Raw genomic sequence first — 21,119 nt, 5'->3', positions numbered from 1 at the left:
CCGCTTCGCCGCGGCCTAGCCGGTGCCCGCCAGTTGGTGGCGCGAAGCGCGTTCGACGCTGGCGCCGTGATTGCGTCCCGCGACGATGCGGGTGTCGAGGTCATGCGCGGCGCCTTCGGCCCGCGCCGCTGCAACGAGCCGCTCGGCCTCTTGCGACGATGCCGAAAATGCGAAGCCGGTCGGCCCCCAGGAACTCTGGCCGATCCCGTGAGCCCCGGCGGCGGCCAAAAAGGTGCAGGCGCGGGCGACGCGCGGGCTGGTGAAGACGCCGCCCTGGGCTGGCGCGAAGTGGCCGCCGACCATTTCCTGAATGGTCGCGACGGAGGCGCCGAAGGCAGCGATGTCCTGTTCGGCGAGGCCCGGAAGCGTCTCCATCAGCACCAGCCGGCAGATTTCCGCCGTTTCGCTTTCCGGGAACGGCGGCAGGGCGTCGAAGGCAGCGATTTCATCGGCGCCGTGAAATCCTTGACTGTTCGGGTCGAGAACGAGGATGACCCGCCAGTCCGTCGGGAAGGCAAAGCGCGAGACGATCGGTGGTGGCCGGTCTTGCCTGCCCTTGCCGCCGTCGACGGCAAGCCCGCCCTGGTTGAAGAACGCCGCCCCCAGGCCAGAGCGATTGCCGCGTCCCAACCGGGTGGCATCGCCGGTAAAATCGGTCGGAAAGCCCTCGAGTGCCCTGACGCCGGCGGCGACGGCGAGCGCCAGCTGCGTCCCGGAACCGAGTCCGGCATGGGCGGGAATGGTTTCGTCGATCGTTATCTCGTGAGTCTGGTCGAGGCTGAGATGACGGCGCATGGCGCCGAGATGCTCCGCCGCTCGTTCGGCGTCAGCGCCTTCGACACGATCGTGCCCGGCGCGGCGGATCGACAGGCGCGTCGATGGGGCGTCGAGGGCGAGGCCGATGCCGCCGAACCGACGGCCCGACTGGCCACCCGGGTCGAGGAAACCCAGGTGCAGGCGTGCGGGCGCTGAGACGCTGACGACGTCTTCTGTCACGATGTCCCCTGCTTTCGAGGTGCCCGCACCCTATTATTGCGACTGGAGCCCATCGGGCAAGTCGGAGCGAGGGAGAAAACCATGGCAGCCAAGACCTATTCGGACGCGGAAGTCGAGGAACGGTTGAAGGCGGAGCTGCCCAGCTGGCGGTTGGAGGGGGGCTGGATTCGCCGCACCTACAAGACCGCTGGCTGGAAGGGAACGCTGATGGTGATCAATACGGTCGGCCATTTGGCCGAGGCCGCCTTTCATCATCCGGACCTTACCGCATCCTATGCCTGGGTGGAGATCCGGCTGATGAACCACGCCGCCAAGGGCATTACCGATTCGGACTTCGCCCTCGCCAAAAAGATCGAGGAGGTGGTGATGTGGCAGCCGGGCAAGGAGGACGGCCCGCTGCAAGGCACGCCCGACGATCCGCGCTTCGCCTACATCAAATACGACAAGAAATAAGCCGGAGCGGGCGATCGGCTTTGACCTTCTCCCGCAAGCCTGTAGATTTGGGCGACGGGCACAGAAAGCGAAGCGTCTTGCGCAAGGCATGGATCGATGGACGGCCGGTGTCCATGGAGGAGGCGGTCCGGGCGACGGCTGATCGCATCGGCCGGAGCCGGTTTCCCGTCGTTACCGGACTGGCTACCGATCTCGCCGGTATCAATGCGGCGATCACGCTTTGCCGGGTCGCCGGCGGCGCGATCGATCACGCGACGTCGAAAGAGATTTATCCGCTGATTTCAGCGCTTCGTGACGGCGGCATGATGCTTGGCGCGCCCGCGGAAATCCGGCGTCGCGCCGACCGCGTGCTGATCGTCGGACCGGACGCTTTCGCCCCGGCGCCGGACCTGCCGCAATTCCTGTTCTCGAACGGGCCGGATCTCGGCGGTCGCACAAAGGGCGGAGGGCGGCAGGCGCTGTGGCTGGGTGCGCCGTCCGATGCCCCGCCCTTGCCGAAAGCGATCACGGTTGAACGGGTCGGTTGTCCCGGGGAGGGGATCGTCGACGCCCTCGCGATGATCAGGGCCGCGCTTGCCGGGCATCGGTTCGGCGACGGGCCGTTGCCCGAGAAGCGGATAGGCGAGATCGCGGCATGGCTGAAGGGCGCTGCCTTCGGCTGCGCCATCTTCTCACCCGCGGCGATGGATGGTCTCGGAGTCGAGATGCTCGCCGGCCTTGTCTTCGACCTCAATGCCGAGACCCGCTTCACCAGCCTGCCGGTTTTCGGTCCGGAGCAGGCCTATGCGGCGGCGCTCGCCACGACTTGGTCGACCGGCTTTCCCCTGCGCACGAGCTTCGCGCGCGGGTTTCCCGATCACGATCCGCAGATGTTCGAGGCCGGACGGCTGGTTGCCTCGGGCGAGGCGGATCTCGCCATCCATGTCGCGGCTCTGGCCGGCGCGAACGCCGCCGAGCCGGAATGGGCGGGACGGGTGCCGGTAATCGCGGTCACCGCGCCCGGCGATGCCTGGACCCATACGCCCGAGATCGGTTTCGAGGTCGCCCTGGCCGGCCGCGATCATGATGGCGCTCTTTTCGACGGGACGTTCGGCGGCTTCGTACCGGTTCCTGCAAGCGCGGAAAGCGATGCCCCTCCCTCGGCCGAGATCCTGTCGGCGATCGCGGCGGCGCTCGGCGAGGCGGCGCCATGCTGATGCGGCTCAAGGACGGACATATCGTCGATCCGGCGAACGGCCGTGATGTGGTCGCCGATCTCTTCATCGAGGACGGCCATATCGTCGATCCGCCCGCCGACGGCAGGGTGCCCGGCGAAACTATCGACTGCAAGGGCCTGATCGTCATGGCCGGAGCGATCGACATCCACTCCCACATCGCCGGCGGGCATGTGAACACGGCGCGGCTGCTGCTGCCGGAATTTCACCGTGCGTTCCAGTCGCGGCCGGGTGCGACGGCGCTGTCAAAGGTCGGCTGGACGACCGAGGAAACCGGCCTGCGCTACGCCGAAATGGGTTTCACCACGGTGGTCGAGCCGGCGATGGCGCCGTCGTCGGCTCTGCATGCCCATCTCGAACTCGCCGACATCCCGATCATCGACACTGCGACCCTCGTCGTTCTTGGTAACGACGATTTCCTGATGGGGATGATCCGAGACGGCGAGAGCGAGAGCGCCATCGCGGACTATGTCGCCTGGACCGTCTCGGCGTCCCGCGCGCTTGGCGTCAAATGCATCAATGCCGGCGGATCGGCCGCTTTCAAGGAGAATGTCCGCCAGTTTGGCTTCGACGATGAGGTGCCCGACTACGGCGTCTCCTCGCGCAAGATCGTCAAGACGCTGCAGACGGCGGTGACCGGCCTCGGCATTCCGCACCCGCTGCACGTCCACTGCAACAATCTCGGCGTTCCCGGGGATTCGGCCGCAGCGGCCGAGGCGACCATCGCTGCGGCCGAGGGTCTGCCGCTGCATCTGGCGCATCTGCAATTCTACGGCTATGGCGCCGAGGGAACTCGCCGGTTCTCCTCGGAAGGTCAGCGGCTCGCCGAACTGGTCAACGCGACGAAGGAAATTACCGTCGATATCGGCCAGGTGATGTTCGGACAGACGGTAACGGTCTCCGCCGACGAGTTGCGACAGTTCGCCGGTCGCGGCCAGGCGAAGCCGCGCAAATCGGTGATCTTCGATCATGAGGCGAATGGCGGCGGCGTCGTGCCGATGGACTACAAGCAGTCGAGCTATTTCAACGCGCTGCAATGGGCGATCGGGCTGGAGCTGTTTCTCCTGATCAAGGATCCGAGCCGGGTGTTCTTCACCACCGACCATCCGAACGGCGCCCCGTTCACCGCCTATCCGGACATCTTCGCGCTGCTGATGGACCGGGGCGTGCGCCAGCGCTGGCTGGAAGCCCTGCCGAAATCTGTGCTGGAAATGACGATCCTGCCGGAGATCACCCGCGAATATACGCTGAAGGAAATCGCGACCATGACCCGCGCGGCGCCGGCGCGGCTGCTCGGCACCGCCGATCGCGGCCATCTCGGCAAAGGCGCTATCGCCGATATCGCCGTCTACCGACCCGGTGACGACAAGGCGGCGATGTTCGGCCGGGCCGCCTATGTCTTCAAGGATGGGACCCTCGTCGTGCAGGACGGACGGGTGGTCAATCGTGTCTCCGGGCGGACCCTGTCGCTGCGTCCGGAGGCCGACAAGGCGATGGCGAAGCGTCTGGAGACCTATTTCGACGAGCGCTACGGCCTGCCGGCGCGGTGGTTCGAAGTGCCGGACTACGCGATCGGGCGCGAGGATCCGTTCAAGGTGGTGCCATGCCGGAGATGATCTTCAACGGCGTAGCGATCGACGACAGTTTCGCAGAAGCCTTTCCGATGCGCGCCACAGCGATCCAAGTGACCGCCGACAGCGAAAAATGGGCGCTGGAAGCCGCCCGCTCGTTCACCGGCTTTGCCACCTCGGTCATCGCCTGCGGCTGCGAGGCGGGGATCGACCGGCTGCTGACGCCACAGGAGACCCGCGACGGGCGGCCGGGCGTGCGTATCCTGATCTTCGCGATGGATACGAAAGGCCTGGCCAAGCAACTCGGCACCCGGCTCGGCCAATGCATTCTCACCAGCCCGACGTCGGCTTGCTACGCCGATCTGAAAGGCGAGACGCAGATCGATCTCGGCTCGGCGATCCGCTATTTCGCCGACGGCTGGCAAATATCCAAGAAATTCGGCGACAAGCATTTCTGGCGCATGCCGGTGATGGAGGGCGAATTCGTCTGCGAGGCGAAGACCGGCGTTACCAGGGAGGGCGTCGGCGGCGGCAATCTCCTGTTCATGGCGCGCGGCAGTCGGCAGGCGCTCGCCGCCGCGGAAGCGGCCGTCGCGGCGATGCGGGCTGTGCCCGACGTGATCATGCCATTTCCGGGCGGCGTCGTGCGCTCCGGCTCCAAGGTCGGCGGTAAATACAAGGGCATGATGGCCTCGACCAACGAGGCCTATTGCCCGACGCTGAAGGGCGTGACCCAATCCGCGCTCGGGCCGGAGATCGGCTCGGTTCTGGAAATCGTCATCGACGGCCTGTCGGCCGAGGCGGTGGCCGACGCCATGCGGGCCGGGCTGCAAGCCGCCATCGACCTCGGGACGGAGGAGGGGGCGCTCAGGATCGGCGCCGGCAATTACGGCGGCAATCTCGGCCCGCATCACTTCCACCTCAAGGATCTCGTGCCATGAGCGGCCTGACCTTCCGCAAGACGGCGGAACCGGACCAGCGTCTCGATCTGTCGATCCTGACGCCGGCCCATCTGGCGAATCTTAGCCTGTCCGAAATCACCGCGCTGCCGATCGGCACGACCAAGCAGCTGGTGACCGTCGGCGATATCTTTGCGTTGTCCGGCAATGACGCGGCGACGATCCGCTTCGAGGGCGGGTCCGAGCGCTTCGACCGGATCGGCGAGGCGATGGACGACGGCGCGATCCATGTCGAGGGTGGCGCCGGCTGGCGCGTCGGCCGGCTGATGGCCGGAGGGCGGCTGACCGTCACAGGTTTAGTCGGCGGCCTCGCCGGGTCTGGCATGAGCGGCGGCTTTCTGTCGGTCGGTGGCGACGCGGGCGATTTTCTTGGCGGTCCGATGGCGGGCGAGATGGCCGGCATGCGCGGCGGCGCGATCCGGGTCGGCGGCAGCGCCGGGGCGCGGGCGGCCGACCGGATGCGCCGCGGCACCATCGTCGTCGATGGCGCGGTGGGCGACAATGCCGGCAGCCGGATGATCGCCGGAACCCTCGTCGTCGGCGGTCTGGCGCGCGGCGCGCCGGGGCGCTTGATGAAGCGCGGCACGCTGATCCTCTGCGGCGGCGCCGAACGGCTGGCCCCGACCTTTCTCGACAACGGCCCGGCGGATCTGTTGATCCTCAAGCTGATGGCGCAGGAATTCGCAGCCGGCGAGCTGGGACCTGTACCCTTCGACGGCGCGCCGATGCGGCGTATCGGCGGCGACACCGCGGTTCTCGGCAAGGGCGAAATCTTCCTGCCGCTCGGTTAGGATAACCGCCACCCTCCCGTTCACGATCGCGGCATAGCGCCTGTTTCGACAGTGGAATTCTGGGAGATCACCAGTTCCCGCGCTAATCTTTGCATCCGAGCGCCGACGGGCGCCGTAACTCGTCATATGGCAATGGCGGCTGGGTACCGACGCATCGATTTCGGGAGAAACGACGAACATGATGATCGACCTGATCCTGACAGTCTGCATGGTATCCAACCCCGCGAGCTGCAAGGAAGAGCGGCTCGCCTACCAAAGCCGGGGCTCGCTCGCCCAATGCATGATGCTGTCGACGCCGTACGTCGCGGCCTGGGCCGGCGATCACCCGCAATGGACGATCACGAGCTGGCGCTGCGGCTGGCCGGATGAGCGCAAACAGCCGATCTGAGCGGCTCTGGCGAACGGCCCGCCGCTTGTATGGTCGCTCTGACGGNGCAATGGACGATCACGAGCTGGCGCTGCGGCTGGCCGGATGAGCGCAAACAGCCGATCTGAGCGGCTCTGGCGAACGGCCCGCCGCTTGTATGGTCGCTCTGACGGACCGGCGAAGGATGGACGGATGCAACTGACCCCGCGCGAAAAGGACAAGCTGCTCATCTCCATGGCCGCCATCGTGGCGCGGAAGCGGCTGGAGCGGGGCGTCAAGCTGAACCATCCGGAGGCGATCGCGCTGATCAGCGACTTCGTCGTCGAGGGTGCGCGCGACGGTCGCTCGGTAGTCGATCTGATGGAGGCGGGTGCGCATGTGATCACCCGCGATCAGGTGATGGAAGGCATTGCCGAGATGATCCATGACGTGCAGGTCGAGGCGACATTCCCTGACGGCACCAAGCTGGTGACGGTTCACGAACCGATCCGCTGAGGATCGGCGCGGAGGGCGGTCGAACGTCCAGCCATACAGGCGATCGATCAGCTGCCCTGTTGTACGTCCTCGTCGTTCCCGCCGGCCTGACCTGGGTCCGAGGCGCTGGTCTTCGGCATTGTCATGCTCGAAGGGTCGCTCGCGGCCGCATTCTCGGCTTCATCGAGCGATGAGACCGCGATCGTCGCATCAGCGGCGGCGAGGCCGTTCCGCGGCGATCCGCCGATGAAGCGATAGCCCTGCTCGACCGTTGAATAGTACGCGGTCCCGACGATTCCGTTCATGGTCACGGTGCGAATCATGACCGGGTCGCCTGACCCCGCCGATCCGGTCCATGCAAGAAGTACCGCCGCGATCACGAATGATCTCAGCATGAAGTCGACTCCCTTCTGTTGCCGGCCGTCTGGCTTCGATCGTTGCGCGTCGAAACTCTGGAACGGCCTGGCCTCGATCCTCCAGAGCCAATGTGCGGCGTCGAAAATCGGGCTTGCCGAGACAATAACGAAAGGTGGTTGCCAGAGTTGCTCGCTTGTCGCGCCGGCTTTGGTTTATCGTTTCCAAAACCCTTCCGACAACCGGCGATTGGTGGTGCCTTGACGCGAGGCGGGAAAGGCGATGAGAAACCCTTTGACACCTGCTTTCCGGCCTTCCATGCTCCGCACAGCAACCCGGCCGAATGCCGGGCGGGACGCGACCCAATTCGGGGCGACCGTCGACCAAACGAGGGACAATCATGCTCAAGCGCCTTTCTCTTATCGCCGCCTCGCTTTTCGCCGCGACGGCCCCCGCCTTTGCCCACATCAATCCGGCCGAGCACGGCTCGCTGCTCACCGGCTTCGTCCATCCGCTGCTGGGCTGGGATCATGTGCTGGTCATGGTCGCCGTCGGAATCTGGGCGGCGATGATCGGTGGCCGCGCGTTGTGGGCGGTGCCACTCGCCTTCGTCACGGTGATGAGCGCCGGCTTCGCCCTGGCGGTGGCCGGAATTGCGCTGCCCTTCGTCGAGCCGGTGGTGCTTGCCTCGGTCGTCGCGCTCGGCCTGCTGATTGCGATGGCGGTGAAGCTGCCGGATTCGCTCGCCGCGACCATCGTCGGCGCTTTCGCGCTGTTTCACGGGGCGGCGCATGGTGCTGAACTCGGCGCATCGGGGGCCGCAGTCTTTGGCCTTGGCTTCGCGATGGCGACGGCACTGCTGCATGGTGGCGGATTGTTGCTCGGCAACGCTCTGGTCCGGACGGCGAACCCTATCCTCCTGCGGGCGATTGGTGCGCTGTCCGCCGGCGCCGGCCTCTATCTGATGGCCGGCTGATCGTCCGCGACCGTCGGGCGGCGGGGAGATGTCATGCCGGAATTCATGCGGGCACCGCAACCGGTCGGGGAGTATGATCTGATGGCGATCGGCCCTGTTCTCCTGGCCGTGCTCGTCATAATCGGTATCCGCAAGCTTTGGAGTCACTGGTCATGATCCCTGGCGAAATCATCACCGCGGCGGGCGACATCGTCCTCAACGAACGGGCGGTTCCCGTCACGATCGAGGTCGCCAATACGGGCGACCGGCCGATCCAGATCGGCAGCCACTACCACTTCGCCGAGACCAACCCGGCGCTCGCCTTCGACCGCGAGGTGACGCGCGGCATGCGCCTCGACATCGCCGCCGGCACGGCCGTGCGCTTCGAGCCGGGGCAGACGCGCGAGGTGACGCTGGTGCCGCTCGGCGGGGTGCGCAAGGTCCATGGCTTCAACGGCAAGGTGATGGGCGCGTTCTAACGCGTCGGTTTCGGCGATCTCCGGATGATCGCGCGGTGTGAGCCCGGCGAGCGTCCGCGCGTCACCGCGCTGCGGCCAATAGCGCCCGGACCGCCGCGAGCAAAAGCACCGGCATTGACGCTGTTGAGGTCGGAGCGGCCCTCCATGGCTCGCAGCTCGTTCGGCATGTCCGCACCGCCTCCGAAGCGGGGAACGACTGGCCGCAGATAGCTGTCATCGAAGTCGCGGCCATAGGCGCGCTCCTCGACCGTGTCGCCGAACACTCGGGCGCCGGGAATGCGCGGACCGGCTGGCGGTTGCGGCGCGCCGACGATCGGCAAGCCGGACATCGACATGCCCGGCACGTCTCCCATCGGGCCCGGATCGAAGGCCTGGGCGAAGGCCGCCGCCGGCAGGAGAAGTGTTGCGAGCAGTGCGAAACGAAACACGGAAAACTCCTTTCCGGCGAACGGGCGATGGGGGGCCGGCGACAGGCGCGAGCGCTGATGACGGGCGGACCATCCAGGAACGCGCCAGCAGTCTGCGCGATCCCGACAGATCGGGCAAGCCAGGCTTTCGCGACCGAATTATGGTCTGGAATGGTGCGAGGCAGCGATGGACGATGCGGAGCGCTGACCCTCGACCACACCGGCATCTACCAGGCCCCATGTCGGCCTGAGATGGAGGTCGATCCCAGACCTACGAAGTGCGGGCCGATGGCGCGCTTTTGACCTGCGAGCCGGCGAGCGAGCTGCCAATGGCGTAGCGGTATTTTCTGTTTTAGATCGGGTCCATGGCCGAATCTGCCCCGACGCTCAGGTGCAGTGCAGAGCATCGGCGCTGTCATGCACGGCGACGCGGTAGCCAGCGGCAAGGGCGTCGACGCTGGGTTTCGGCGTAACCACGGTCAGCGGGCCGCCGGGCAGTTCGCCGACGCGGTCGTAGCCGCTGGCGCTCCAGCGCAGCAGGCGGCGCTTCCAGACCAGCCAGGCGTCGCCGTCGACCAGCACGAAGGCGCCGTCAGGGATATCTGCGGCCGCCCTCGTATGATGCACTTGATCGCGCAGTCGCGGTTTGACCCGATGGGCATGGAGCGCGTCGTCCATGGCTTTGGCCGAAGGCGGTGCGGCGAGATGATGCGTCTTTCTCCACGCCTCGCGGTAGGCGTTGAAGTCGGCGCGCCGGCATTCGGCGCAAGGGCGGTGGCCGGCCGCCAGTGCCGTCGCTTCGTCGAGAAAGAACAGCTCGGTATAGCGGCCCGACGTCATCGGCGTGCGCCGCCTGCCGCGAAAGGCGAGAACGCAGGCAATCCAGGCCTTGTGCTTCCAGCGGCTCCGGCCGAGTTTTCGGTCGCGATCGTGCAGAATGCCGCGATTGCCCATCAGCGCGCCCCGCGCCGGATCGGCGATGATCTCTCCCAGCGGGGTTACCCGGTTTTGCAGCGGCATGACGGCTCCTCATGCCTGGTGCGCGGCTTGGGGGTGGCGGCTTGCTTGTCGCCGCCGTATCGTCGCCGCGAAGGGGACAGGGCGCGCTAGCGTGCGGAAGTAGGAAGATTGAATGATCGTTGGCACTTCGGTCAAGCGCGCGGGCGAATGGACGGACGCCGCCGACACGATCACGCTCGACGAGACGGCGCGGCATCGCCGACGCATGGCGATGGTCTCGGACGACGACGGCATCGCATTTCTGCTCGATCTGCCCGAGGCAGTGCTGCTGAGGGACGGCGACGCGATCGGCCTCGACGACGGCCGGTTGATCGCGGTGCGGGCCAAGCCCGAAGAGCTCTACGAGGTTCGTGGCAAGGACGCCCGGCATCTCCTCGTTCTGGCCTGGCAGATCGGCAATCGTCATCTGCCGGCGCAGCTTCTCGGCGAGTGTATCCTGATCCGCCGCGACCCGGTCATTTACGAGATGCTGTCCGGCCTCGGCGCGACGATCACCGAAGTGGCGGCTGGGTTCGATCCGGAGGGCGGAGCCTATGAGGCGCACGGCCATGACCACGAGCCTTCGCCCGAGACCGCAATCCGGTGAGGGACGCTGAAACCTCGACGACGCCAGAGGCGGGCGGTGTGGCCGGCGAAGCCGCCGCGCATCTGCCGCAACTGCTGACGCTGTTTTCGCCGCCTTTCCGATCGGCGCTGGACGACCTCGGTTCGGTGGCGCTAGGGTCCGACATCGCCGCGATGCGGCACGAGGCGCTGCGAACGAGGCTCTTCCGGTCATGATCCACATAAACGGCCTGCCGATGGTCGAGTCCGCGGCGTGACACGGCTGTGGCTGAAGCAGCCGCTCGCCATTCTTGCCGACGGCGCGGATGGCGGCATGGTGATCGAGGATGGGCGGATCGTCGAACTGGTGCCCGCAGGCGGCGCGCCTTCGGGGCCGGTCGACGCGGTCTTCGATGCGTCGCGGCACGTGGTCCTGCCGGGTCTCGTCAACACCCATCATCATTTCTACCAGACGCTGACTAGGGCGCATCCGGCGGCGATCGACAAGGCGCTGTTTCCCTGGCTAACCAGCCTCTATCCGATCTGGGCGCGGCTCGATCCGGACAGTTTCCGCCTGTCGGTCAGGCTGGCGCTGACCGAACTTCTCATGTCGGGCTGCACCACCGCAGCGGACCACCATTACCTGTTTCCAAAGGGTCTGGAGAACGCCATCGACATCGAGGCCGAGGAGGCGGCGAGCCTCGGCATTCGCGTCACATTGAGCCGTGGTTCGATGGACCTGTCGGAGAAGGACGGCGGCCTGCCGCCCGATAGCGTCGTCCAGGACAAGGACGACATCCTCGCGGACAGCGAACGGCTGATCGGGCGCTATCACGACCGGTCCGACGGGGCGATGATTCAGATCGCGCTGGCGCCCTGTTCGCCCTTCTCGGCGACCAAAAGCCTGATGATCGAGAGCGCCGCGCTGGCCGACAAGCATGATTGCCGGCTGCACACCCATCTTGGCGAAACCGAGGATGAGAACGCCTTTTGCGAAGCGACATTCGGTTGCCGGCCGCTCGACTATCTGGAAGACGTCGGCTGGCTCGGGCCGCGCACCTGGCTCGCCCACGGCATTCATTTTACCACCGAGGAATGCCGGCGCCTCGGCGCGCACAAGGTCGGCGTCTGCCATTGCCCGACGTCGAATGCGGTGCTGGCCTCGGGCTTTTGTCCGGTCAACGAATTGCGGGATGCCGGGGCGCCGGTCGGGCTGGGTGTCGACGGTTCGGCCTCGAACGACGCCTCGAACCTGATCGAGGCGGCTCGCCACGCGCTGATGGTCGGGCGCCTGAACTACCGCTCGGCCGCAGCGATCACCGCGCGAGACGTGCTGGCCATGGCAACCGAAGGTTCGGCGGCCTGTCTCGGCCGCACCGACATCGGCCGTATCGACATCGGGCGGCAGGCCGATCTTGCGCTGTTCACCCTCGACGAATTGCGCTTTTCCGGCGCGCATGATCCGATTGCGGCGCTGGTCCTGTGCGGCGCGACGCGCGCCGACCGGGTGATGGTGAAGGGCGAATGGCGCGTCCTCGACGGCCATCCGGTCGGGGTCGACCTGGCCCGTCTCAGGGCCGAACATAGCGCAGCGGCCCGGCGTTTCGGCTGAATTCGCGCTCCTGGTCTACCGATGCCCGGCGAAACGAGGTGCGTGGGGCAAGGAACGCGTCACGCTTTTCATCTTGCACGGGCTTGGAAGCAGCCGGATGCTTTCCGCTTTACGCCGCCGCTCCCGACGTTGCAGAATGCTTGACCGAATGGTCAAAAACGACGGAAAGAGCCTGAATGTCCGAACTGACCGCCGCCCGGCTGACGACCCATGTGCTCGACACCAGTCTCGGCCGGCCGGCCTCTGGTATCGCGGTGACGCTGTGGCGGCTCGAGGCGGACGGTGGCAGGGAAAAGGTCGTGGAAACCGTCACCAATTCGGACGGGCGCTGTGACGCGCCGCTGATGGCCGGCGAGACTTTCGTGGTCGGCGAATACGAACTCGTTTTCGCGGCCGGCGCTTATTTCGACGCGACGGGCCGGGATCTGCCGGAGCCGAAATTCCTCAGCGACGTCGTCATCCGCTTCGGCATCGCCGACGAGACGCATTATCATGTGCCGCTGCTCATTTCGCCCTTCGGCTATTCCACCTACAGGGGCAGCTGATGACCGGTCATGACGCCCCTCGGCCGATCCGCTTCGTCCTCAATGGCGAGGAGCGTGCCGTCGCGGGGCTGAAGCCGACGACGACGATTCTCGAGTATCTGCGCCGGACGGAACGGCTGACCGGCACCAAGGAGGGCTGCGCGGAGGGTGACTGCGGCGCCTGCACGGTGCTGATCGCGGAGCCGGATGGCGGCGGCGGCCTCTCGCGCCGGGCGGTCAATGCCTGCATCCAATTCCTTCCTTCGCTGAATGGCCGGGCGATCGAGACGGTGGAATACATCGGCCGCGATGGAGCCCACCCGATCCAGACGGCGATGGTGGAAAAACACGGCAGCCAGTGCGGCTTCTGCACGCCGGGTTTCGTCATGCAGCTTTACGCCGGCTGGCTCACAGGCGCGATCTCGGACCGCCAATCGGTCAAGGATCTGATCGCCGGTAATCTCTGCCGCTGCACCGGCTACGGGCCGATCGTCGAGGCGGGGTTGGAGCTCGGCGCGGTGCCGGTGCCCGATACTGCGAAAGAGGACGCGGCGCTCGGCGCTCGGCTGGCGGAATTCGAAGGTGACGGCGTCTTCGCCTATGAGGCCGGCGGCGATCACTGGTTCGCGCCGACCAATGTCGACGACCTCGCCGATACCTATGCCGCGCATCCGGATGCCGTGCTGGTCGCGGGCGCGACCGACGTCGGGCTGTGGGTGACCAAGCAGCACCGCGAGTTGCCGATGATCATCGACGTCAGCCATGTCCGCGATCTCCAGGTGATCGAGGAAGCGGCCGGCCGGGTCTTTATCGGGGCCGGCGTCACTCATCGCCGGGCTTTCGACATACTGACGGGTATGCACGCCGATCTCGGCGAGATGCTGCGCCGCTTCGCGGGCTGCCAGATCCGCAATGCCGGCACGGTCGGCGGCAACATTGCCAACGGCTCGCCGATCGGCGATCTGCCGCCCTGCCTGATCGCGCTGGGCGTGCGGCTGCATCTGCGCCAGGGCGACACGGCCCGCGCCATCGACCTTGAGGATTTCTTCATCGCCTACGGCCGCCAGGACCGGGCGAAGGGCGAGTTCGTCGCCGCCGTCGAGGTGCCGCGGCTGGGGACGAACCAGCGCTTCTTCGCGCACAAGATCTCCAAGCGCTTCGATTCCGACATTTCCGCTGTCATGGCCGCGTTCCGCCTCACCTTCGACGGCGACAGAGTGAGCGAAGCACGGCTTGCCTTTGGTGGCATGGCGGAAACGCCCAAGCGCGCGGCGAAGGCGGAAGCCGCGCTTGTCGGCCGGCGCTTCGACGAAGCGGCGGTGAAAGCGGCGACTGCGGCGATGGCCGAGGACTTCACCCCGCTAACCGACATGCGCGCCTCGGCTGCGTACCGGCTAAAGACGGCGCAAAACCTGTTGCGGCGGTTCTACCTCGAACAGCAGGGCGGCGTGCGGACCCGCATCGAGGATGTCGCGGTAGATGCGGCCACTCTCGGCGAGGTTGCGTGATGGACGAAACGCGCATCCAGGATCGCGGCGGCGCCGGCGAGCCCCCGCTCGAAACGCTCGGCGAGAAGCCGCCAGCCGGCGAGCGCGCGATCCGGGGCGGCGTCAGGACGGCGCTCGCCCACGACAGCGGCGCCAAGCACGTCTGCGGCGCTGCGCGCTATGTCGACGATGAGCCGGAACTGCCGGGGACGCTGCAGATCTACATCGCCATGTCGGAGCGGGCCCATGCGCGCCTTGCCGGCATGGATCTCGACGCCGTGCGGTCGGCGCCCGGCGTCGCCGCCGTGCTGACGGCCGCGGACATTCCCGGCCAGAACGACTATTCGCCGGTGTTCGGCGACGATCCGATCTTCCCGGTCGACACGGTCGACTATGTCGGGCAGCCGCTGTTCGCTGTCGCCGCCGAGACGGAAGCGGCGGCACGGGCGGCGGCGAAACTGGCGCGGATCGAATATGAGGATTTGCCGGCGGCGATCGGCATCGATGACGCGATCGCCCTTGCCGACAAGACCGGCGAAGACCTGCTTCCCGCCCACGAGATGAATCTCGGCGATGCCGGCGCCGCGCTCGATGCCGCGCCGCGCCGGGTCAAGGGCCGCGTCGAAGTCGGCGGGCAGGACCATTTCTACCTGGAAGGCCAGATCGCCTATGCGATCCCGCAGGAGGACGGCGACGTGCTGGTGCGCTCCTCCACCCAGCATCCCGCCGAGGTCCAGCACAATGTCGCCAAGATGCTCGGCGTGCCGGATCATGCGGTGACGGTCGAGGTACGGCGGATGGGCGGCGGTTTTGGCGGCAAGGAAAGCCAGCCGGCGCTGTTCGCTTCGATCGCGGCGCTTGCCGCGACGAAGACGGGCCGCCCGGCGAAGTGCCGGCTCGACCGCGACGACGACATGGTGATGACCGGCAAGCGCCACGAAGTGCGTATCGACTACGATCTCGGTTTCGACGCGGATGGGCGGATCGCCGCCGTCGACTTCCAGCATTTCGTGCGCTGCGGCTATTCGAAAGATCTGTCGGCGGCGATCGCCGATCGGGCGATGTTTCACGCCGACAACGCCTATGCGCTGCCGGCCGCGCGCATCCATTCGCGGCGGCTGAAGACGCACACGGTATCGAATACCGCGTTTCGCGGCTTCGGCGGGCCGCAGGGCATGGTCGGGATCGAGCGCGCCATCGACCACATCGCTTTCGAGACGGGGCTCGACCCGCTCGACGTCAGGAAGCGCAATTTCTACCCGGCCCCCGAGGGCGGGGAAAAGCCGGCGCTGACGCCCTATCATATGCCGGTAACCGACTCGGTGATCGATGAGATTGTCGCGGAACTGGAAGCCTCGTCTGACTACCGCGCCCGGCGGGAGCGGGCGAAGGCGTTCAATGCCGACAACCCGATTCTTAAAAAGGGTCTGGCGCTGACGCCGGTAAAGTTCGGCATCTCCTTCACCACAGCCCATCTCAACCAGGCCGGCGCGCTCGTCCATGTCTACAAGGATGGCTCGGTGCATCTCAACCATGGCGGTACGGAGATGGGGCAGGGCCTGTTCATCAAGGTCGCGCAGGTGGTCGCCGAGGAATTCCAGATCGACATCGACAAGGTGAAGATCACCGGCACGACGACGGCGAAGGTGCCGAACACGTCGGCGACGGCGGCCTCCTCGGGCTCCGACCTCAACGGCATGGCGGCGCAGGCCGCCGCCCGGACAATCAAGGACCGGCTGATCGACTATGCCGCCGAGCGGTACAAGGTGCCGAAGGACCAAATCGTCTTCGCGGCCAACCGGGTGCGGATCGGCAATGACGAGAAGCGCTTTTCCGATCTCGTCGGCGAAGCCTATCTCGCGCGCATCTCGCTGTCCTCGACCGGATTCTATGCGACGCCCGGCATCAGCTACGACCGTGAGAGCGCGCGCGGCACGCCATTTTACTATTTCGCCTATGGCGCGGCCTGTTCGGAGGTCGTCATCGACACCTTGACCGGCGAATACCGGCTGCTGCGCGCCGACATCCTGCACGATGTGGGGCAGTCGCTGAACCCGGCGATCGATCTCGGCCAGATCGAGGGCGGCTTCATCCAGGGCATGGGCTGGCTGACCATGGAAGAGCTGTGGTGGGACGACAAGGGCCGGCTCAAGACCCATGCGCCGTCGACCTACAAGATCCCGACCGCCAACGACCGCCCGGACGATTTCCGCGTGGCGATCTGGGAGAAGGGCGAAAATCGCGCGCCGACGATCTATCGCTCCAAGGCGGTCGGGGAGCCGCCGCTGATGCTGGCGATCTCGGTGTTCTCGGCGCTGACCGACGCGGTGTGTGCGGCGGGTGACGGCACGATCTTCCCCGATCTCGACGCACCGGCGACGCCAGAGCGGGTGCTCGCCGCCGTTGAGCGGGTGCGGGGCCTCGGATGAGCATCGTCGCTGCCCTTCGCGCTGCATTCGCCGCAGAAGAGCCATCGGTGTTCGTCACGATCACCCGCGCGCTCGGCTCGACGCCACGCGAGACGGGCGCGGCGATGCTGGTGACGCCGTCGCAACTCGCCGGCACGATCGGCGGCGGACGGCTCGAATTCGATGCGATCGAGCGGGCGCGGGCGATGCTGGTTTCCGGCGAGACCGAGGCGGCGATGGACGTCCCACTCGGACCGGCGATCGGCCAGTGCTGCGGCGGGCGGGTGGAATTGTCGCTGCGCCGGGCGGACGAAGCCCTGCTCTCGGAACTGGAGACGCTCGAAGCGCGCGAGAAGGCGGCGCGGCCGCTGGCGCTGATCTTCGGCGCTGGGCATACGGGCCGGGCGCTCGCCGCAGCCCTGGCGCTATTGCCGGTTCGCGTGCGCCTCGTCGACAGCCGGCCGGAGACCCTGGTCGGCCTGCCCGAGGCGGTCGAGACCGCCGCCGCCGCGCTGCCGGAGGCCGAGGTCGCGGCCGCTCCCGCCGGCACGGCCTTCGTCGTGATGACCCACGCGCATTCGCTGGATTTTCTGATTGCTGCAGCGGCCTTGGCGCGGGGCGACGCCGCCTATGTCGGCATGATCGGCTCGGCGACGAAGCGCGAACGGTTTCGCCGCTATCTGGCGGATGAGGGGCGAGATGCCGACATCGCCCGCCTGACGCTGCCGATCGGCGGGGCGGCGCTGCATGACAAGCGCCCCGAGGTGATTGCCGCCCTGACGGCTGCGGAGTTGGCCGTCTGCCTGCTGTCCGATCAACAGGAAAAGCGGATCGATCGCTTTGCGACGCGCAACGGGCGATGGCATAGTGCCGGGGTCAGATCAACGGGATGACCCACATCGACATGGCGCCGCGCCTGCAGCTCTCCGGCATCACCAAGCGCTTCCCGGGCGTCGTCGCGAACGATCAGGTGTCGTTCTCAGTGGCGCCCGGCGAAATCCACGCGCTGCTGGGCGAGAACGGCGCCGGCAAGTCGACGCTGGTGAAGATCATCTACGGCGTGCAGAAGGCGGACGAGGGCACGATCGCCTTCGACGGGACGCCGGTGACGATCCACTCGCCACGCGAGGCCCGCGCGCTCGGTGTCGGCATGGTGTTCCAGCACTTCTCGCTGTTCGAGGCGATGACCGTCCTGGAGAATATCGCGCTTGGGATGGACAACCCGCCGCCGCGCCGGGAATTGGAAGCCGCGATCCGGGAGGTGCTCGCCTCCTACGATCTGACGCTCGATCCCCATCGCGTCGTCCACACGCTCTCGGTCGGCGAACGGCAGCGGATCGAGATCGTGAGGGCGCTGCTGCAGCGGCCGAAGCTGTTGATCATGGACGAGCCGACCTCGGTCCTGACCCCGCAGGAAGTCGGGCAATTGTTCGAGACGCTGCGCCGCCTCGCCCGCGAGGGCTGCTCCATCCTCTACATTTCCCACAAGCTGCACGAGATCAAGGAACTCTGCGAGACGGCGACGATCCTCAGAGGCGGCAAGGTTGTGGCCACCTGCGATCCCCGCGAAGAGTCGGCGCGGTCGATGGCCGAGCTGATGATCGGCGGGGATTTGAAGGATCTGTCCGGCAAGGAGGCCGGCGTCAGCGGCGAGGTCCGCTTTGCCGTGAGTGATCTGTCTGCGCCGGGCGAGCCGCCCTTCGGCACCAGCCTCAAGGATATCTCCTTCAACGTGCGCTCCGGCGAACTGCTGGGCATCGCGGGCGTTGCCGGCAACGGCCAGAACGAACTGCTTCAGGTGCTGTCGGGCGAGCGAATGGCCGGCGTGACCGGCAAGATCATGATCGACGGCGGCACGATCTCGAATCGTTCGGTCGACGGGCGGCGGGCCTTCGGGCTGGCGACCGTGCCGGAAGAGCGCAACGGCCATGCTGCCGTGCCGGGCCTGTCGCTTACCGAGAATGCGGTCCTGTCGGCGCGAAAGCGCATGGGGCTTGCCGCCGGCGGCATCATCAAGGCGGGCGCCGCGCGTGACTATGCGGCCTCCGTCATCGATGCCTTCTCGGTCAAGGCGACGGGGCCGGGCGCCTTGGCGGGAAGTCTGTCCGGCGGCAATCTGCAGAAATTCGTGATGGGCCGCGAGATCATGCAGGACCCCGCCGTGCTCGTTGTCTCGCAGCCGACCTGGGGCGTCGACGCGGGCGCGGCCTCGTTCATCCGCCAGGCGATGATCGACCTCGCCGCCAAGGGCGCGGCGATCGTCGTCGTCAGCCAGGACCTCGACGAGCTTCTCGAACTTTGCGACCGGATCGCCGTCATCAACGAGGGGCGGCTGTCGGAGCCGATGGACGTCCAGGGGATTTCCATCGAGCGGGTCGGACTTCTGATGGGCGGCATCCACGGCGCTCACGGGGACGAGAAGGCCGGCGCCGAGAGGGCCGCCTGATGGCCCTCGTTTTCGAGCCCCGCCGGGAGCCGAGCCGCGCCATGATGCTGACGGCCCCCGTCATCGCCGTCGTCGCGACCCTCGTCGCGGGCGCGATCGTCTTCACGTTGCTCGGCCATGACGGTCTCAAGGCGGTCTACCAGATTTTCGTCGTGCCGCTGTTCAATCCCTATCGCTGGCAGGATCTTCTGGTGAAAGCCGCGCCGCTGGCGATCATCGCGACGGGCCTGGCCATCGGCTTTCGCGCCAACATCTGGAATATCGGCGCCGAGGGACAGTACATCCTGGGCGGGCTCGCCGGCACCGGCGTCGCCTTGCTGACTCTTGACGTCGAAGGCTTCTGGGTCCTGCCCGTCATGATCGCGGCCGGCATCCTCGGCGGCATGGTCTGGGCCGGCGTACCGGCCTTCCTCAAGACGCGGCTCAACGTCAACGAGATCCTGTCGAGCCTGATGCTCAACTATGTGGCGATCCAGCTGCTCTATTATCTGATGCGCGGTCCCTGGAAAGACCCGATGGGCTTCAACTTTCCCCAGACCGCGATGTTCACCGCCGCCCAGACGCTGCCGATCGCTGTTCCGGGCACGCTGATCCATCTCGGCATACCGATCGCGGCGGCACTGGCGCTGACCGCCTGGTTCCTGATGACGCGGTCGATCACCGGGTTTCAGATCCGCGTCGTCGGGCTGGCGCCGAACGCGGCCCGCTACGGCGGCTTCCGCCAATCCTCGACGGTCTGGTTGGCGCTGCTGGTCGGCGGCGGCCTCGCCGGCCTTGCCGGAATTCTCGAGGCGTCCGGCCCTTTCGGCCAGATGGTGCCGCAATTTCCCACCGGCTACGGCTATACGGCGATCATCGTCGCCTTTCTCGGACGGCTCAATCCGCTCGGCATCCTCGTCGCCGCGCTGGTGCTGGCGCTCACCTATGTCGGGGGCGAGAGCGCCCAGACGACGATCGGCCTGCCGTCGGCCGCGGCCGGCGTGTTCCAGGCGATGATGCTGTTCTTCCTGCTCGCGACCGATCTTCTGGTGCGCTACCGGCTTGTCGTGCGACGCAAGGCCGGAGGCCCGTCTCCGGAGACCCGCCGTATCGAGGTGGAGCCGGCGACATGACCACAGCACTGTTCATCTCCATCCTGATGACGATCGCGGCGGCGGCGACGCCGCTCTTGATCGCCGCGCTCGGCGAACTGGTGGTGGAGAAATCCGGCGTCCTCAATCTCGGCGTCGAGGGCATGATGCTGATCGGCGCCGTTACCGGCTTTGCCATCGCCTATACCACCGGCGTGCCATCGCTCGGCGCGTTGGCGGCAATGGTCGCGGGCGCCACGGCATCGCTGATCTTCGCGGTCTTGACGCTCAGCCTGATGGCCAACCAGGTGGCGACGGGTCTCGCCCTGACTATCTTCGGCACCGGCGTCTCCGCGCTCCTGGGCGCGCCCTATGTCGGCATCACCACCGCGACCCTCGGGCCGATCTTCCCCGCCGCGCTCGCGAGCGATCCGATCGGGCAGGTGATCTTCGGCCACTCGCCGCTGGTCTATACCGGGCTCGCTCTCGCTCTCGCGATCTGGTGGTTCCTGAAGCACAGCCGCGCCGGGCTGATCCTGCGCGCGGTCGGAGAGAGCGACAGCGCCGCCCACGCGATCGGCTATCCCGTTCTCAAGGTGCGCTATCTCGCGGTCCTGTTCGGCGGCGCCATGGCCGGGCTCGCAGGCTCCTATTATTCGCTGGTTCTGACGCCGATGTGGGCAGAGCGGCTGACCGCCGGGCGCGGCTGGATCGCCATCGCGCTCGTCGTCTTCGCCTCGTGGCGGCCGGCGCGGCTGGTGCTCGGCGCCTATCTCTTCGGTGCGGTCATCACGCTGGAGTTGCAGGCAAAGGCCGCTGGCTTCAATCTGTTCGCGCCGGAATTCCTTGCCAGCCTGCCCTATCTGGCAACCATCCTCGTCCTTGCCATCATTTCGGCCGGCAAGGGAAGCGTCCGAACCGCGGCGCCGGCCTGCCTCGGCCAACCGTTCCGGGCGAGCGCCTGACATCAACCCCAACCACCCCAAGGA

Annotated in this window: 23 protein-coding genes; 19 read left to right on the top strand and 4 right to left on the bottom strand. The window is 66.9% G+C overall.

Annotation, left to right across the window (positions count from 1 at the left end):
• Nucleotides 1-15: 15 nt before the first annotated feature.
• Complete coding sequence (locus tag VQ044_RS04780; protein ID WP_327623153.1) at nucleotides 16-996, bottom strand: beta-ribofuranosylaminobenzene 5'-phosphate synthase family protein; 981 nt, start codon at nucleotides 994-996, stop codon at nucleotides 16-18.
• A gap of 81 nt (nucleotides 997-1,077) precedes the next feature.
• Here VQ044_RS04780 and VQ044_RS04775 point away from each other — a divergent pair, with 81 nt between their 5' ends.
• The 7 genes from VQ044_RS04775 (at nucleotide 1,078) to VQ044_RS04745 (ending at nucleotide 6,846) form a co-directional block, all read left to right on the top strand.
• On the top strand, nucleotides 1,078-1,449 hold the full coding sequence (locus VQ044_RS04775; protein WP_327623154.1) for a 4a-hydroxytetrahydrobiopterin dehydratase: 372 nt from the start codon (nucleotides 1,078-1,080) through the stop codon (nucleotides 1,447-1,449).
• Between the two features lie 77 nt (nucleotides 1,450-1,526).
• On the top strand, nucleotides 1,527-2,645 hold the full coding sequence (locus VQ044_RS04770) for a hypothetical protein (RefSeq protein ID WP_327645603.1): 1,119 nt from the start codon (nucleotides 1,527-1,529) through the stop codon (nucleotides 2,643-2,645).
• Nucleotides 2,639-4,279, top strand: coding sequence for a formylmethanofuran dehydrogenase subunit A (locus tag VQ044_RS04765; RefSeq protein WP_327623156.1), 1,641 nt, complete (start codon nucleotides 2,639-2,641; stop codon nucleotides 4,277-4,279). Before VQ044_RS04770 ends, VQ044_RS04765 begins: the two co-directional genes overlap by 7 nt.
• Nucleotides 4,267-5,175, top strand: a complete 909-nt coding sequence (fhcD, locus tag VQ044_RS04760) for a formylmethanofuran--tetrahydromethanopterin N-formyltransferase (RefSeq protein ID WP_327645601.1) — start codon at nucleotides 4,267-4,269, stop codon at nucleotides 5,173-5,175. The genes VQ044_RS04765 and fhcD overlap by 13 nt, the downstream gene beginning before the upstream one ends.
• Nucleotides 5,172-5,984: a formylmethanofuran dehydrogenase subunit C gene (locus VQ044_RS04755; protein ID WP_327645599.1), complete on the top strand. Its 813-nt coding sequence runs from the start codon at nucleotides 5,172-5,174 to the stop codon at nucleotides 5,982-5,984. Before fhcD ends, VQ044_RS04755 begins: the two co-directional genes overlap by 4 nt.
• A 181-nt stretch (nucleotides 5,985-6,165) precedes the next feature.
• Nucleotides 6,166-6,372: a hypothetical protein gene (locus VQ044_RS04750; RefSeq protein ID WP_327650883.1), complete on the top strand. Its 207-nt coding sequence runs from the start codon at nucleotides 6,166-6,168 to the stop codon at nucleotides 6,370-6,372.
• Nucleotides 6,373-6,543: 171 nt separating this feature from the next.
• A complete protein-coding gene (locus VQ044_RS04745; RefSeq protein ID WP_327645596.1) occupies nucleotides 6,544-6,846 on the top strand; it encodes an urease subunit gamma in 303 nt (100 codons plus the stop codon).
• 47 nt (nucleotides 6,847-6,893) lie between these two features.
• Here the strand turns inward: VQ044_RS04745 and VQ044_RS04740 are convergent, their stop codons facing one another.
• Nucleotides 6,894-7,220, bottom strand: a complete 327-nt coding sequence (locus VQ044_RS04740; protein WP_331827645.1) for a hypothetical protein — start codon at nucleotides 7,218-7,220, stop codon at nucleotides 6,894-6,896.
• Between the two features lie 359 nt (nucleotides 7,221-7,579).
• On the opposite strand from VQ044_RS04740, the gene VQ044_RS04735 reads away from it, so the two are divergent.
• Together VQ044_RS04735 and VQ044_RS04730 are read left to right on the top strand one after the other, a co-directional pair.
• Nucleotides 7,580-8,155 carry a HupE/UreJ family protein gene (locus VQ044_RS04735; RefSeq protein ID WP_327645592.1) on the top strand — a complete coding sequence of 192 codons (576 nt, stop codon included), beginning with the start codon at nucleotides 7,580-7,582 and terminating at the stop codon, nucleotides 8,153-8,155.
• 152 nt (nucleotides 8,156-8,307) lie between these two features.
• On the top strand, nucleotides 8,308-8,613 hold the full coding sequence (locus VQ044_RS04730) for an urease subunit beta (protein WP_327645590.1): 306 nt from the start codon (nucleotides 8,308-8,310) through the stop codon (nucleotides 8,611-8,613).
• Here VQ044_RS04730 and VQ044_RS04725 read toward each other — a convergent pair.
• Nucleotides 8,610-9,041, bottom strand: coding sequence for a hypothetical protein (locus VQ044_RS04725; RefSeq protein ID WP_327623161.1), 432 nt, complete (start codon nucleotides 9,039-9,041; stop codon nucleotides 8,610-8,612). The genes VQ044_RS04730 and VQ044_RS04725 overlap by 4 nt on opposite strands.
• Nucleotides 9,042-9,407: 366 nt before the next feature.
• A complete protein-coding gene (locus VQ044_RS04720; RefSeq protein ID WP_327645588.1) occupies nucleotides 9,408-10,040 on the bottom strand; it encodes a hypothetical protein in 633 nt (210 codons plus the stop codon).
• Nucleotides 10,041-10,152: 112 nt separating this feature from the next.
• On the opposite strand from VQ044_RS04720, the gene VQ044_RS04715 reads away from it, so the two are divergent.
• From VQ044_RS04715 to VQ044_RS04670, 10 genes are all read left to right on the top strand, one after another.
• Nucleotides 10,153-10,626, top strand: a complete 474-nt coding sequence (locus VQ044_RS04715) for an urease accessory protein UreE (RefSeq protein ID WP_327623163.1) — start codon at nucleotides 10,153-10,155, stop codon at nucleotides 10,624-10,626.
• A complete protein-coding gene (locus tag VQ044_RS25620) occupies nucleotides 10,623-10,820 on the top strand; it encodes a hypothetical protein (RefSeq protein ID WP_442872873.1) in 198 nt (65 codons plus the stop codon). The genes VQ044_RS04715 and VQ044_RS25620 overlap by 4 nt, the downstream gene beginning before the upstream one ends.
• Nucleotides 10,821-10,857: 37 nt before the next feature.
• Entirely contained in the window at nucleotides 10,858-12,195 is a 1,338-nt protein-coding gene (locus tag VQ044_RS04705; RefSeq protein WP_327623164.1) for an 8-oxoguanine deaminase, read from the top strand.
• Nucleotides 12,196-12,371: 176 nt separating this feature from the next.
• On the top strand, nucleotides 12,372-12,740 hold the full coding sequence (uraH, locus tag VQ044_RS04700; protein ID WP_327645586.1) for a hydroxyisourate hydrolase: 369 nt from the start codon (nucleotides 12,372-12,374) through the stop codon (nucleotides 12,738-12,740).
• Nucleotides 12,740-14,227: a xanthine dehydrogenase small subunit gene (xdhA, locus tag VQ044_RS04695; protein WP_327645584.1), complete on the top strand. Its 1,488-nt coding sequence runs from the start codon at nucleotides 12,740-12,742 to the stop codon at nucleotides 14,225-14,227. Before uraH ends, xdhA begins: the two co-directional genes overlap by 1 nt.
• The gene (gene xdhB, locus VQ044_RS04690; protein ID WP_327645582.1) at nucleotides 14,227-16,635 is read left to right on the top strand and encodes a xanthine dehydrogenase molybdopterin binding subunit; all 2,409 of its coding nucleotides are present in this window, start codon (nucleotides 14,227-14,229) and stop codon (nucleotides 16,633-16,635) included. The genes xdhA and xdhB overlap by 1 nt, the downstream gene beginning before the upstream one ends.
• Nucleotides 16,632-17,507, top strand: coding sequence for a xanthine dehydrogenase accessory protein XdhC (gene xdhC / locus VQ044_RS04685; protein ID WP_327645580.1), 876 nt, complete (start codon nucleotides 16,632-16,634; stop codon nucleotides 17,505-17,507). Before xdhB ends, xdhC begins: the two co-directional genes overlap by 4 nt.
• An 11-nt stretch (nucleotides 17,508-17,518) precedes the next feature.
• Nucleotides 17,519-19,060, top strand: a complete 1,542-nt coding sequence (locus VQ044_RS04680) for an ABC transporter ATP-binding protein (RefSeq protein WP_327645692.1) — start codon at nucleotides 17,519-17,521, stop codon at nucleotides 19,058-19,060.
• The gene (locus tag VQ044_RS04675) at nucleotides 19,060-20,172 is read left to right on the top strand and encodes an ABC transporter permease (protein ID WP_327623169.1); all 1,113 of its coding nucleotides are present in this window, start codon (nucleotides 19,060-19,062) and stop codon (nucleotides 20,170-20,172) included. Before VQ044_RS04680 ends, VQ044_RS04675 begins: the two co-directional genes overlap by 1 nt.
• On the top strand, nucleotides 20,169-21,095 hold the full coding sequence (locus VQ044_RS04670; protein WP_327645578.1) for an ABC transporter permease: 927 nt from the start codon (nucleotides 20,169-20,171) through the stop codon (nucleotides 21,093-21,095). The genes VQ044_RS04675 and VQ044_RS04670 overlap by 4 nt, the downstream gene beginning before the upstream one ends.
• The last annotated feature ends 24 nt before the right edge of the window (nucleotides 21,096-21,119 follow it).

The organism is Aurantimonas sp. C2-5-R2 (assembly GCF_036549495.1).
Classification (GTDB): domain Bacteria; phylum Pseudomonadota; class Alphaproteobacteria; order Rhizobiales; family Rhizobiaceae; genus Aurantimonas; species Aurantimonas coralicida_A.
This window is presented reverse-complemented; position numbering and strand designations above follow the sequence as displayed.